The 12,910-nt window shown below is 32.6% G+C and carries 13 protein-coding genes; 7 read left to right on the forward strand and 6 right to left on the reverse strand.

Going from position 1 to position 12,910, the window contains the following annotated elements:
- Nucleotides 1-32: 32 nt before the first annotated feature.
- Nucleotides 33-1,094 carry a glycosyltransferase gene (locus ES675_RS01175; RefSeq protein ID WP_066250747.1) on the forward strand — a complete coding sequence of 354 codons (1,062 nt, stop codon included), beginning with the start codon at nt 33-35 and terminating at the stop codon, nt 1,092-1,094.
- Here the strand turns inward: ES675_RS01175 and ES675_RS01180 are convergent.
- Nucleotides 1,068-2,105, reverse strand: a complete 1,038-nt coding sequence (locus ES675_RS01180) for a sensor histidine kinase (RefSeq protein WP_066250750.1) — start codon at nt 2,103-2,105, stop codon at nt 1,068-1,070. The two genes, ES675_RS01175 and ES675_RS01180, sit on opposite strands and share 27 nt — an antisense overlap.
- Nucleotides 2,105-2,788: a response regulator transcription factor gene (locus ES675_RS01185; protein ID WP_066250753.1), complete on the reverse strand. Its 684-nt coding sequence runs from the start codon at nt 2,786-2,788 to the stop codon at nt 2,105-2,107. The genes ES675_RS01180 and ES675_RS01185 overlap by 1 nt, the downstream gene beginning before the upstream one ends.
- Before the next feature lie 190 nt (nt 2,789-2,978).
- On the opposite strand from ES675_RS01185, the gene ES675_RS01190 reads away from it, so the two are divergent.
- The 3 genes from ES675_RS01190 to ES675_RS01200 all read left to right on the forward strand — a co-directional run bounded on the left by ES675_RS01190 (nt 2,979) and on the right by ES675_RS01200 (nt 6,263).
- Nucleotides 2,979-3,311 carry a T9SS type A sorting domain-containing protein gene (locus tag ES675_RS01190; RefSeq protein WP_066250755.1) on the forward strand — a complete coding sequence of 111 codons (333 nt, stop codon included), beginning with the start codon at nt 2,979-2,981 and terminating at the stop codon, nt 3,309-3,311.
- A 118-nt stretch (nt 3,312-3,429) separates the two neighbouring features.
- A complete protein-coding gene (locus ES675_RS01195) occupies nt 3,430-5,211 on the forward strand; it encodes a T9SS type A sorting domain-containing protein (RefSeq protein ID WP_148367198.1) in 1,782 nt (593 codons plus the stop codon).
- 71 nt (nt 5,212-5,282) lie between these two features.
- On the forward strand, nt 5,283-6,263 hold the full coding sequence (locus ES675_RS01200) for a LuxE/PaaK family acyltransferase (RefSeq protein WP_066250761.1): 981 nt from the start codon (nt 5,283-5,285) through the stop codon (nt 6,261-6,263).
- Nucleotides 6,264-6,403: 140 nt separating this feature from the next.
- Here ES675_RS01200 and tyrS read toward each other — a convergent pair whose 3' ends face one another.
- A complete protein-coding gene (gene tyrS, locus ES675_RS01205; protein WP_066250765.1) occupies nt 6,404-7,711 on the reverse strand; it encodes a tyrosine--tRNA ligase in 1,308 nt (435 codons plus the stop codon).
- Nucleotides 7,712-7,803: 92 nt separating this feature from the next.
- Between tyrS and ES675_RS01210 the strand changes: the two genes are divergently transcribed.
- Nucleotides 7,804-8,811: an NAD-dependent epimerase/dehydratase family protein gene (locus ES675_RS01210; RefSeq protein WP_066250768.1), complete on the forward strand. Its 1,008-nt coding sequence runs from the start codon at nt 7,804-7,806 to the stop codon at nt 8,809-8,811.
- A gap of 1 nt (nt 8,812) precedes the next feature.
- Here ES675_RS01210 and ES675_RS01215 read toward each other — a convergent pair whose 3' ends face one another.
- The 3 genes from ES675_RS01215 to ES675_RS01225 are packed head-to-tail and all read right to left on the reverse strand — an operon-like array spanning nt 8,813 to nt 11,324.
- Nucleotides 8,813-9,250, reverse strand: coding sequence for a DUF4296 domain-containing protein (locus tag ES675_RS01215; RefSeq protein ID WP_066250771.1), 438 nt, complete (start codon nt 9,248-9,250; stop codon nt 8,813-8,815).
- Nucleotides 9,247-10,596 carry a dihydroorotase gene (locus ES675_RS01220; RefSeq protein ID WP_066250777.1) on the reverse strand — a complete coding sequence of 450 codons (1,350 nt, stop codon included), beginning with the start codon at nt 10,594-10,596 and terminating at the stop codon, nt 9,247-9,249. The genes ES675_RS01215 and ES675_RS01220 overlap by 4 nt, the downstream gene beginning before the upstream one ends.
- Before the next feature lie 2 nt (nt 10,597-10,598).
- The gene (locus tag ES675_RS01225; RefSeq protein WP_066250780.1) at nt 10,599-11,324 is read right to left on the reverse strand and encodes a polyprenol monophosphomannose synthase; all 726 of its coding nucleotides are present in this window, start codon (nt 11,322-11,324) and stop codon (nt 10,599-10,601) included.
- 107 nt (nt 11,325-11,431) lie between these two features.
- Here ES675_RS01225 and ES675_RS01230 point away from each other — a divergent pair, with 107 nt between their 5' ends.
- Nucleotides 11,432-12,079, forward strand: coding sequence for a DUF4271 domain-containing protein (locus ES675_RS01230; protein ID WP_066250783.1), 648 nt, complete (start codon nt 11,432-11,434; stop codon nt 12,077-12,079).
- A 24-nt stretch (nt 12,080-12,103) separates the two neighbouring features.
- Entirely contained in the window at nt 12,104-12,853 is a 750-nt protein-coding gene (locus ES675_RS01235; protein WP_066250789.1) for a uroporphyrinogen-III synthase, read from the forward strand.
- The last annotated feature ends 57 nt before the right edge of the window (nt 12,854-12,910 follow it).

Genomic DNA, 12,910 nt, shown 5'->3' on the forward strand with positions numbered 1-12,910 from the left:
TGGAAGTGCATATATGCTTATCTTTGTTTTTCATGAAAGAAAAGAAACATATTTTGGTAGCGCCTATAAATTGGGGTCTTGGTCATGCTACCAGATGCATTCCAATTATTACGGCACTACTTCAGCAAAATTTTACGCCAATACTGGCTAGTGATGGTGCTGCATTGACTTTACTACAATATGAATTCCCAGAACTTACCTGTTTAGAATTACCTGCTTACAATATTAGGTATGCTAAAAACGCGAAATATTTTAAATACAAACTACTTAAAGATTCACCTAAAATTTTAAAAAACATCAAGGTTGAAAAGTTAGCAACCGATAAAATTATTGCAGAATATCAAATTGACGGCATTATTTCAGATAATCGTTTTGGTGTGTTTTCATCAGATATCCCTTCTGTTTTTATGACACATCAATTGCGCGTTTTAAGTGGGAGTACCACATGGTTCAGTACTAACATTCACACGTATATTATAAATAAATTCACCCAATGCTGGGTTCCAGACGTTTCTGAAAGCACTAATTTAAGTGGGAAACTAGGTCATGCTAAAAAACCAAATTCTAAAACAAAATATATAGGTCCATTAAGCCGATTTGTAAAAAAAGAGCTTCCAATAAAACACGACGTCCTCGTCATTCTCTCTGGCCCTGAACCGCAACGTCAGTTTTTAGAAACAAAGCTATTACAAGAATTCGCTACTTATGATGGTCAGGTGGTTTTTGTAAAAGGCATTATAGAAAAGGAAATAAAAAAAGACCTAGTTGGCAATATCACGATCTATAATTATTTAACCAGTAATTTATTGGAAGATGCTATAAACCAAAGTAAATTAATTGTTTCAAGATCAGGTTATACAACCATCATGGATTTAGCAAAATTAGAAAAAAAAGCCTTTTTTATTCCCACACCAGGACAATTTGAACAAAACTATTTAGCAGAACGGTTGCAAGAAAACAAATTAGTTCCCTATTGCAAACAGAATGAATTTACTATTGACAAACTGAAGTTAGTATCCGATTACAACGGTTTGAGTGCTTATAATTTTGAGATAGATTATACCGACTTATTTAGCCTTTTCCATACTGAATGAAAACTCGCTACCCACTTCCAATTCGCTTTCAATATAGATGCGCTCGTCATGCGCTTCAATAATATGTTTAACGATTGACAAGCCTAAACCCGAACCACCTTCTTTTCGTGAACCACTTTTATCGACTCGGAAAAAGCGTTCAAAAATCCGTGATAAATTTTCTTCAGTAATACCTTCGCCATTATCAGTAACACGAACTATAACTTTGTTTTTGATTAAGTTTTCAATCCCAATTTCTGTCGTCCCTTTTTCTCTTCCATATTTAATGGAGTTTACAACAAGGTTGGTAATAACTTGTTCAATCCGTTCCTTATCTGCATAAACCAGAATTGCTTCCGGATAATCTCTATCAAAAGTCAAGGTGATTTTCTTTTTGGTAGCTTTCATTTCTAGTAATTCGAAAACATTTTCAATGAGTTCAACCACATCAAAAACTTCTTTATTCAAACTTAAATCGCCCACTTCAAGTTTGGTAATCATATCTAAATCTTTCACAATATAAATAAGGCGTTCTACACCTTTACTAGCACGTTGCAAATAGCGTTTTCGAATACGTTTATCATCAATAGCGCCATCTAATAAGGTTAAAATATAGCCTTGAACAGTAAATAATGGTGTTTTTAATTCATGAGACACGTTTCCTAAAAATTCTTTTCGGTATTCCTCACGAACTTTAAGGGTTTCAATTTCTAATTTCTTGTCTCTAGCATACTTATCAATTTCTTTGGTAAGCGTTGCCATATCAGTAGTTATGGGCTGTTTGGTTAGTGAGGCTGATTCTAGAAGCGTTAAATCGTCGTATATTTTTTTTACGCGTCTATATATAAAACGTTCCACACGAAATTGAATAATGGCAAACGAAACCGCTCCAAACAACAAAACAAATGGTATTATCAGCCATGTAAATGCTTGAACAACATACAAAAAAACACTCAAAAGGAGTGTTAATAATATGGTGATGAATAGCGATGTTTTAATCGCAAACTTATACGTCTTTTTTAGTTTTTGCATTAATCTACAAACTTATAACCAACACCTTTAACAGTTTTAAATGAATCATCGCCAATTTTTTCACGTAATTTTCTAATGTGGACATCTATCGTACGACCACCAACAACGACTTCATTTCCCCAGACTTTATCTAGAATGTCTTCCCTTTTGAAAACTTTACCAGGTTTTGATGCCAATAAAGATAATAATTCAAATTCTTTTCTCGGTAAAATTAGTTCTTCATCATTTAAAACAATTTTATACTCTTCCCTATTAATCACCAAATTACCAATTTTTACAATGGCTTCAGCTGGAGCATCTTCTTTAAAACGACGTAATAACGATTTTACTTTACTGATTAAAACTTTCGGTTTAATAGGCTTGGTAATATAATCATCAGCTCCAGCATCAAATCCCGCAACTTGCGAATAATCTTCACCACGAGCTGTTAAAAACGTAATAATAGTTTCTTTTAAATCTGGTTCTTTGCGCAAAAGTTCACAAGCTTCAATACCATCCATTTCAGGCATCATCACATCCATAATAATCAAATGTGGTTTTACTTTTTTAGCCAGTTTCACGGCTTTTAGACCATTTGTAGCTGTAAAAATCTCATACCCTTCAGAAGATAAATTATACCCAACTATTTCTAAAATATCTGGTTCGTCATCTACTAATAAAATTTTTATATCGCGTTTTTTCATAAAGCTTTAAACATTGACTCATGCAAAGATAAAATTTATAAGCTGGTACAAACCTCTAAAAACTATAAATAACATTAAGGTAACCTTGAGGTTACAAGTTGATAATAGTAACATGAACCAAGCTTCATTTTTTGGCAAACTATTTGATATATTTATTTTGTATATTTACTAATGTCATTTATTGAAACTTATGAAAACTAATACCTATTTGATATTTCTATTTTTTATGCTTTTCAGCAGTATTGGTTTTGCGCAATCAATAGAGAAAAATGATATGAATCAAGAGGAAAACATGGAGAACTTATCCGTTTATCCCAATCCTGTTAGTCATGGCAAATTATATGTAGTTACTAAAAACAACTTTACAAAACACGTTGAAATTTATAATGTTCTTGGTAAAAAAATTCTATCAGAAACCCTTTCTGGCAAAGAATTAAACATCTCCAAAATAAAGCCCGGAATTTATATTATTAAGATTACTGAAAACAATATCAGCGCTACTAGAAAGCTGATTGTTAAATAACTGTTACCCTTATTATCATATTGTAAAAAAGCAACTTATCTATTAATATTTTTAGATAAAAGACGAATTCTACGTATATTTGTTTTTTAATTCTTTTAAAACAATTAAACATTCAATTATGAAAAAAAATTACTTTTTATTATTAACCTTATTAATTACCGCCATTTCATTTGGTCAAGTTGTAATTAATGAAATCGACGCAGATACTCCAGGTACGGATACGGCTGAATTTATCGAATTAAAAGGAACACCAAATGCTGCATTAGATGGCTTGGTTGTTGTTTTATTTAACGGTAGTAATGACACTAGTTACGCTGCTTTCGATTTAGACGGAAAAACTTTAGATGCGAATGGCTTTTTCATTTTAGCAAACACCCCATTAATTTCTGGTCAAGATATTGATCTAGGAGCGAACAATGCATTACAAAATGGTCCTGATGCCGTTGCTGTTTACACAGCAAACGACTCCGATTTTCCAAATGGTACAGCACCAACAACTACAAATTTAGTGGATGCTTTAGTTTATGGAACTAGCGATCCAGATGCTACTGGATTGTTAACAGGTCTAGGTGAAACTGTTCAATATGATGAGAGTTTAAATGGAGCAAATGATGCAGAATCTTTACAATTAAATGCTGCAGGAACAGCTTACGAAACTAAAGTTCCAACTTTTAGATTAGAAAACAACGCTGCTGTATGTGAATTAAGCTTAACAACAACTACTGCATTATGTGATGCGCTTACTTCTGGTACAGATACATATACTGCAACTATAGATTTCTCTGGTGGAGGAACTAGTACATATACGGTAACTTCAGATTCTGGAACTGTTGATTTAACTGCTGGCGACCCTTCTGTAGATGCTACTGGAACTATTACCGTAACAGGAATTGCTGAAGGAACTGATGTTATCATTTCAGCTACTAATGGAGGTTTATGTGATTTAAATAGCACAATTACTTCGCCATCTTGTGAACCTGCAAACACGTTACCTTTATATGAAGGTTTTGATTATGCAGTAGGTGCAGACCTTGGTAACCAACCAAATTGGGAGAACTTTAGTGGTTCAGATAATCCTATTGATGTTGTTGCTGGAAGTTTATCTTATCCTAACTTAGCAGGATCGACAGGAAACGCTATTCATCTTGAAGGTGGTTTTATTGATTCTAAATTAGTGTTTTCTCCTGTAAATACTGGAGATGTGTTTACTTCATTTATTATTAATGTGAGAGATTTATCAAATATTACAGATCTTACAGATGGCGGATATGTTGTAGTATTAGGAGATTTTGACGTAAGATTATGGGTTCACCCAGCAACAGACCCAGTTGGAACAACTTATGATATCGCTATGACAAATAGCAGTACAGGATCAAATTTTACAACTACTAAATATAATGTAAATGAAGATGTTTTTATTGTTATGAGTTACAATATTGAAACTGGAGCTATTAATGGATGGGTAAATCCTTTAGACACTGATTTAGGTGGTTCAGCTCCTACTGCTTTAATTACAGATACTGATTCATCTCCAAGTGCATCTATATTTGAATTTATTTTAAGACAAGATTCTACAGGTGAAACACCTTCTATGGATTTTGATGAATTAAGAATAGGAACTTCTTGGGCAGATGTAACTCCAAATACCTTATCAACAGATTCATTTACGTCAACTACTTTTAATGTATATCCAAACCCTTCAACAAATGGTTTTGTAAACATTTCAAGCCCGTCTGCTGAAGCTATTTCAGTAAACGTTTATGATGTATTAGGAAAGAACGTATTGAACAATACAATTTCAAATAACAGTCTTAATGTATCTTCATTAAATTCTGGATTGTATATTTTAAGAATAACTCAAAATGGAAATTCAGTTACTAAAAAATTAGTAATTAAATAATCATCCATATTTATAATTTTAAAAGCGCTACCAATTGGTAGCGCTTTTTTATTTTACATACTTTTGCAGTCATGATACAACCGTCTGACATTTTTAAAATTGATTCCGAACAAACATTCAAAAAGCAGGCGCTTGAAGTTTTTAAATATCAGTTTGAAAACAATACCGTGTATCGTTCTTTTTGCGATTTATTATATAAAAACCCGAGTGATATTCATCAGGTTGAAGACATTCCGTTTTTACCTATTCAGTTTTTTAAGTCACATGATGTTGTAAGCTCAACCAATGCAATTCAAAAAATATTTACAAGTTCTGGAACTACTGGACAAACAACCAGCAGGCATCTTGTAACCGATTTATCTGTATACGAACAGAGCTTTGAAGCCGGTTTTGACACCTTTTACGGTAACATAGAAGATTATGTAGTGTTAGCTTTACTACCAAGCTATTTGGAGCGTGATGGCTCGTCATTAATATATATGGCAGATGCACTAATAAAACAATCCAAACACGTTGAAAGCGGTTTCTATTTAAACAATTTTGAAGCGTTAAAAAACACGGTATTAAAATTAGAATCTGAAAACCGAAAAGTATTACTCATTGGCGTGTCCTTTGCGCTATTGGATTTGGTAGAATTCCATCAATTTCACTTGAAAAACACCATCGTGATGGAAACTGGTGGCATGAAAGGCAGACGCAAAGAATTGATTAGAAATGAACTTCACGACATTTTAATAGAAGGGTTTGGTGTTCTTGAAATCCATAGTGAGTACGGTATGACTGAACTTTTAAGTCAGGCATACTCCAAAGGCCATGGCATTTTTAATTGCCCGCCATGGATGCGTATTTTAACGCGTGACACAGAAGATGCTTTAACTATTCAAAAACCTGGTAAAACAGGCGGATTAAATATAATAGATTTAGCGAATATAAATTCCTGCGCATTTATTGCAACACAAGATTTAGGAAAAATACATAAAGATGGCTCCTTTGAAATTATTGGGCGATTTGATAATTCTGATATTCGTGGTTGTAATTTAATGGCTTTGTAAGGAACTGCTATTTTTTACGACTAAACCCATACTATGAAAAAGAATGATTTTTTTTAGTTGGTTGATTAGAAATGAAACGTCCCGAAATACTTCGGGACGTTTCTATTTATAATCTTTCTTATATTATATCTGAAATAACATTACATAACTTTTATTATGTAGGTGTTTTTCTTCCCTTTGTTAATAATGATGTAATGGTTATTTATTAAATCATCATCTGAAAGCATATAGCTATCGCTAACTTTTTCCTTATTCACAGAAATTGAATTTTCTTTTAGCGCACGTCTAGCTTCGCCATTAGACGCTAAAAAATTAGTTTGTGCCGCTAAAGCACCAATCATATCTAAACCTTTATCAAAATCTGCTCTAGAAATTTCGGCTAGAGGCACACCTTCAAAAACATCTAAAAATGTTTTTTCATCCAAGGTTCCTATATCAGCTTTAAACGATTTGCTAAATAAAATATTAGAGGCCTTTTCTGCATTTTCAAAATCAGCTTTAGAATGTACAAATGTCGTTACTTCTTCCGCTAAACGCTTTTGAAGCAATCGTAAATGTGGCGATTCTTGATGATCTTTTATTAACTGTTCTATAGTTGCTCTATCTAAAAACGTAAAAATTTTAATATACTTTTCAGCATCTTCATCAGAGGTATTCAACCAAAATTGATAGAATTTATAAACCGATGTTTTATCGGTATCTAACCAAATATTGCCGCCTTCACTTTTACCAAATTTTGAACCGTCTGCTTTAGTAATTAAAGGGCAGGTCATGGCATAAGCTTTGGCCTCTTCCCCAACATGCATACGTCTTACTAGTTCTGTTCCTGTAGTAATATTTCCCCACTGGTCACTTCCTCCCATTTGAAGTAATACGTTATGATTTTTATACAAATAATAAAAATCATAACCCTGAATTAACTGATACGTAAATTCTGTAAATGACATACCAATATTTCCTTCCTCACCTGAAAAACGTTTTTTCACAGAGTCTTTAGACATCATGTAGTTTACGGTAATACGCTTACCAACATCTCTAGCAAAATCAATGAATGAGAAATTCTTCATCCAATCGTAATTATTCACTAAAACTGGTGCGTTTTCCGCTTTGGAATCGAAATCTAAAAAACGTGATAATACGCTTTTAATTCCCGCAACATTTTTACTTAAAGCTTCTTCATCTAAAAGGTTACGTTCATCGCTTTTTCCTGAAGGATCACCAATCATTCCTGTAGCACCACCTACTAAAGCCATAGGCTTATGCCCTGCTTTTTCAAGGTGTACCAATAAAATAATAGGCACCAAACTACCAATATGAAGCGAATCCGAAGTTGGATCGAAACCTATATAAGCGGTTGTCATTTCTTTAGAAAGTTGCTCTTCCGTTCCAGGCATGATATCATGTACCATTCCACGCCACCTTAAATCTTCAACAAATGCATTTGCCATTTTATATATCAATAAAAAATTAAATAAGCGCAAAGATAAAAATCAATACATAAACCATTGCGCTTTCTGAGTAATTCTTTACATTGTTGGTTATGATTTTAGTTACAGGAGGAACTGGTTTAGTCGGTTCGCATTTATTATATCAATTAGTGGCAGACAATAAAGCTGTTAGAGCCATTTATAGAACCGAAGCAAAACAAGATATTGTTAAACGCGTTTTTTCCTATTATACACAGGATTATGATGCACTTTTTAATAAAATTGAATGGATAGAAGCTGATTTATTGGATATACCGCAACTTACAGAAGCCTTCAAAAACATAGAATACGTATATCATTGCGCTGCTATGGTGTCTTTTGCGCCTAATGATTACCACAAACTCCGAAAAACAAATATTGAAGGCACGACTAATATGGTCAACTTATGTATTAGCAATCATGTAAAAAAGCTTTGTTATGTGAGTAGTGTGGCCACTATTGGCGACTCTGAAAATAACAGGCAAGTGGATGAAGAAACCAATTGGAATCCAGAAAAAGACAATAACGTATATGCCATAACAAAGTATGGTGCCGAAATTGAAGTTTGGCGTGGCACTCAAGAAGGTTTAGATGCCGTTATTGTAAACCCTGGTGTTATTATTGGTGCTGGTATTTGGAATCATGGAAGTGGTGAGATTTTTAAACAAGTCCATGAAGGCCTTTCATTTTACACCAAAGGACATATTGCATGTGTAAACGTTAGTGATGTGGTTAAAAGTATGATTCTACTTCTAGAAAACACTATTAAAAACGAACGGTATATTTTAGTTGCGGAACATATTCCTTACCAAACATTTTTGGCTACCATTGCAACAAGCCTACATGTAAAACCGCCCCATATTGAAGCTAAACCTTGGATGTTAAGTATAGCCTGGCGATTGGATTGGTTAAAAAATAAATTAACGGGGAAGCCTAGAAAACTTGTGAAACCGATGTTAAAATCTACATTAAACAAAACCGTTTATGATAACACGAAAATAAAAACACAATTAGATTTTCAATTCACACCTATGGATAGCACCATAGATAATGTGGCTAAAGCATTTTTGAAAAACCTTTAGATTAATCTATTTCTCTGGACTTTTTTCTGATAGAATCTTTACTTGTATTATTTTGTTTTACTTGTTTAGCTTTAAGTTCTTTTGTATCACTTTCCTCTACAAGCTTCCTGTATTTTTGTTTCAATTTGTTTAAACTATCTTCTACATTTTTTAGAATAGTTTCATACTCTTCCGTATTATAAGAATAATACTTATTACTGTTTAAAAATTGCAAACTATCAATTTGATGTGTTTTGTAAACATAATCTTCAGGTGAAATGCCATTATTTTCTAATGTCCTCTTGTTAACCCCTTTAGCTGAAGACAATAAGGATAAGTCTACTAAAATAGAAACCATCTCTTTTTTAGAAATAAGATTATCTGGTTTTTTAGGCTTTCCAAATTGACTGCAATTAACTACAAAAATAGCCAAAAGTACATATGTTACAACTTTTCTCATCTATTAAAAGTTAGGCGTTTTGCGGCTTTTTCAACACTAAATTTATTGTGTTCAAAAACTAAACTACCGTTTAAAATGGTATGTGTTACGCGTGATTTAAATGTGGCACCTTCAAAAGGAGACCATTTGCATTTGTATAAAATATTTTCTTTTTTAACGGTCCATGGGTTGTTGATATCCACAATAACCATATCGGCAAAATAGCCTTCTTTAATATAGCCCCTTTTTTCAACTTGAAAAAGAATAGCAGGATTATGACACATTTTTTCAACAATTTTAGGAACCGTTATTTTTCCTTGATGATGCATTTCTAACATAGCAACCAAAGCGTGCTGAACTAAAGGCCCACCTGAAGGTGCTTGGGTATAAACATTGTTTTTCTCATCTAATGTATGAGGTGCATGATCTGTGGCAATAACATCAATTCGTCCATCTAATAAAGCTTTCCAAAGTCCTTCACGATCTTTTTCGGATTTCACAGCAGGATTCCATTTAATATGCGTCCCTTTTTTATCGTAATCCGCATCACTAAACCATAAATGATGGATACATACTTCCGATGTAATTTTTTTATCCTTTAACGGAATTTTATTAGTAAATAAAGCCGTCTCTTTAGCAGTTGATAAGTGAAAGACATGCAAACGTGCTCCTGTTTTTTTAGCTAACTCAATAGCTTTGGATGATGAAATATAACACGCTTCTTCACTCCTAATTACAGGATGAAATTTTAATGGAATATCATCACCATACTTATCTGTATGAATTTTTAAGTTGGCTTTTATTGTTTCTTCATCTTCACAATGCACCGAAATAACCATATCTGTGCTTGAAAATATTTTTTCTAAAACCGCAGGATTATCCACCAACATATTTCCTGTTGAAGAACCTAAAAACAATTTTAAACCAGCAACTTCCTTCGGGTTTACCTTTAAAATTTCGTCTAAATTATCATTAGTTCCTCCAAACATAAACGAATAATTAGCATGTGACGTTTGCGCCGCAATAGCAAATTTTTCATTCAGTTTTTCAATAGTTGTCGTCTGTGGATTGGTATTCGGCATTTCAATAAACGACGTAATACCTCCAGCAATAGCAGCTTTGGATTCGCTACCAATATCTCCTTTATGCGTAAGTCCTGGCTCTCTAAAATGCACTTGGTCATCAATAACACCAGGTAAAATGTAGTTTCCTTCGGCATCAATAACTTTAACATTGGAAGATTTTACGCTTATTAAAGGGGCAACCTCCTTAATAATATCATTCTCAATGTAGATATCACCTTCAAAAATAGTACCTTCATTAACTATTTTACCGTTCTTAATTAACAAAGCTGTTGGTAAACTCATATTTATTTTTTTCTAAAAAAACTGTTTATTTTCATACTTATAACGCCTAAAATAGCTTCGGAAATTATACCACCACTCATTTTAGATTTCCCTTTAGAACGATCTGTAAAAATAACGGGGATTTCAACAATTTGAAAGTCTTTCAAATAGGCTTTAAATTTCATTTCAATTTGAAAAGCATAGCCCACAAATTTAATACTGTTTAAATCTATGGTTTCTAAAACCTGACGTTTATAGCAAACGAAACCTGCTGTGGTATCGTGTATTTTCATTCGGGTAATTAATCGTACATATTTGGATGCAAAATAAGATAGTAAAATTCTACTCATTGGCCAATTAACCACGTTAACGCCTTTTACATAACGAGAACCCACTGCTAAATCAGCATGCTCTATATGGCAAGCATTATACAGTCGAATTAAGTCGTTTGGATTATGAGAAAAATCGGCATCCATTTCAAAAACATACGCATAATCACGTTCCAAGCACCACTTAAATCCAGCAATATATGCGGTTCCAAGTCCTGTTTTTTCTTGGCGCTGCAATAGATGTAAACGCTCTGGAAATTCTACTTGTAATTCTTTAACTTTTTCAGCTGTTAAATCGGGTGAACTATCATCAACCACCAAAACATGGAATACCTTTTCTTGCGAAAACACTGCCCTAATGATGGCTTCAATATTCTCAATTTCGTTAAAAGTAGGAATGATGACAATAGTGTCTGGCATTACACGCAGTTATTTTTAGCAAATGTAAACTATTTAAAAGATACTTTTTTTTAAATATTCCTTAAAATATTAGACACAAGTAGAATAATTTATAATAATTTTACAACATGCTTCGTAATGTTATTTCAAATGACTTATTTACCATTTTAATTGTTGTTGGACTTATTCTAATAGCAGTTTGCAAAGTGCTTTTCGCTAAGCGCTTTCAAGATTTTGTCCTAGTTTTAGGAAATTCCAAATACCTTAAAATTTACTCCAAAGATCAAAAGTTTTTTGATGTCTTTGATGGTCTTCTATTTTTTAATTTTGTGTTGGCTATATCAATTTTTGGGTTTATAACTTATAATCACCTAACAACCGAATTAGAAATATCTAAATTATTCTTGTTAAAATTAACAGCCATAATTGCCATTCTAATTGTTATGAAAACATTGCTAGAACGGCTTATTGGGAGTGTTTTTGAAATTGACTTTTTAATAGATAATTATTTGTTTCAAAAAATAAGTTACAAGAATTTTTTAGGTATTATTCTTATGCCATTAAATGCCATTATTATCTATGGCATTTCAGTTTCTAACCCTATTATTTATAGTATTTGGGCTGTTATTGTATTCGTATTCATAATTGGCATCATTACAACTGTTAAGACCTATCAAAATCTTATAAAACAGAACATGTTTTATTTTATTTTGTATCTTTGCGCTCTTGAAATCGCTCCTTACATTATTTTATATCAATTAGCTATAAAAAATTAAGGTTTCAAATTAAAGAAAAAGCCTATGAAAGTGAAAACAATTTTAGTATCTCAACCAGAACCTAAAATAGAAAATTCGCCATATTTTGATCTTCAGGAAAAGCAAAAAGTAAAGATCGACTTTAGACCATTTATACATGTTGAAGGAGTTGATGCCAAGGAGATTAGACAACAAAAGGTTGATTTATCTAAATACACAGCAATTATATTAACGAGCAGAAATTCTGTAGATCACTTTTTTAGAGTGGCTGATGAAATGCGCTTTAAAGTTCCAGATAGCATGAAATATTTCTGTCAGTCTGAAGCTGTTGCTTATTACCTTCAAAAATATGTAGTTTACAGAAAACGAAAAATTTATGTTGGGAAACGCAATTTTGCTGATTTATCTCCTTTGATAAAAAAATATAAAGGCGAATCCTTTTTACTACCAACAACCGATAAATTAAAACCTGAAGTTCCTGAAACATTAAATGCTTTAAATGTCGAATGGAAAGAAGCTGTTTTTTACAAAACGGTTATTAGTGATTTATCTGATTTAGCAAATGTATATTACGATATATTAGTGTTTTTTAGTCCTTCAGGAATTGAATCTTTATTTCATAATTTCCCAGACTTTAAACAAAACGAGACGCGTATAGCTGTTTTTGGAAGCACAACTATCAAAGCTGTTGAAGAACATGGGTTGCGTGTTGATATTGCAGCACCAACGCCAGAAACACCTTCTATGACTATGGCTTTGGATAAATATATTAAGGACGTTAATAAAAAGAAATAGATTTTATAGTAACCATAAAAAAAGCCCAATTGAAATAAATCAACTGGGCTTTTTTAT

This window comes from Algorimicrobium algoritergicola (assembly GCF_008086165.1).
Classification (GTDB): Bacteria; Bacteroidota; Bacteroidia; order Flavobacteriales; family Flavobacteriaceae; genus Algorimicrobium; species Algorimicrobium algoritergicola.

What these genes read in the sequence shown, in the direction of transcription:
- ES675_RS01175 (WP_066250747.1), top strand. Translation starts at nt 33, where the DNA reads ATGAAAGAAAAGAAACATATTTTGGTAGCGCCTATAAATTGGGGTCTT.
- ES675_RS01180 (WP_066250750.1), bottom strand. Translation starts at nt 2,105, where the DNA reads ATGCAAAAACTAAAAAAGACGTATAAGTTTGCGATTAAAACATCGCTA.
- ES675_RS01185 (WP_066250753.1), bottom strand. Translation starts at nt 2,788, where the DNA reads ATGAAAAAACGCGATATAAAAATTTTATTAGTAGATGACGAACCAGAT.
- ES675_RS01190 (WP_066250755.1), top strand. Translation starts at nt 2,979, where the DNA reads ATGAAAACTAATACCTATTTGATATTTCTATTTTTTATGCTTTTCAGC.
- ES675_RS01195 (WP_148367198.1), top strand. Translation starts at nt 3,430, where the DNA reads ATGAAAAAAAATTACTTTTTATTATTAACCTTATTAATTACCGCCATT.
- ES675_RS01200 (WP_066250761.1), top strand. Translation starts at nt 5,283, where the DNA reads ATGATACAACCGTCTGACATTTTTAAAATTGATTCCGAACAAACATTC.
- tyrS (WP_066250765.1), bottom strand. Translation starts at nt 7,711, where the DNA reads ATGGCAAATGCATTTGTTGAAGATTTAAGGTGGCGTGGAATGGTACAT.
- ES675_RS01210 (WP_066250768.1), top strand. Translation starts at nt 7,804, where the DNA reads ATGATTTTAGTTACAGGAGGAACTGGTTTAGTCGGTTCGCATTTATTA.
- ES675_RS01215 (WP_066250771.1), bottom strand. Translation starts at nt 9,250, where the DNA reads ATGAGAAAAGTTGTAACATATGTACTTTTGGCTATTTTTGTAGTTAAT.
- ES675_RS01220 (WP_066250777.1), bottom strand. Translation starts at nt 10,596, where the DNA reads ATGAGTTTACCAACAGCTTTGTTAATTAAGAACGGTAAAATAGTTAAT.
- ES675_RS01225 (WP_066250780.1), bottom strand. Translation starts at nt 11,324, where the DNA reads ATGCCAGACACTATTGTCATCATTCCTACTTTTAACGAAATTGAGAAT.
- ES675_RS01230 (WP_066250783.1), top strand. Translation starts at nt 11,432, where the DNA reads ATGCTTCGTAATGTTATTTCAAATGACTTATTTACCATTTTAATTGTT.
- ES675_RS01235 (WP_066250789.1), top strand. Translation starts at nt 12,104, where the DNA reads ATGAAAGTGAAAACAATTTTAGTATCTCAACCAGAACCTAAAATAGAA.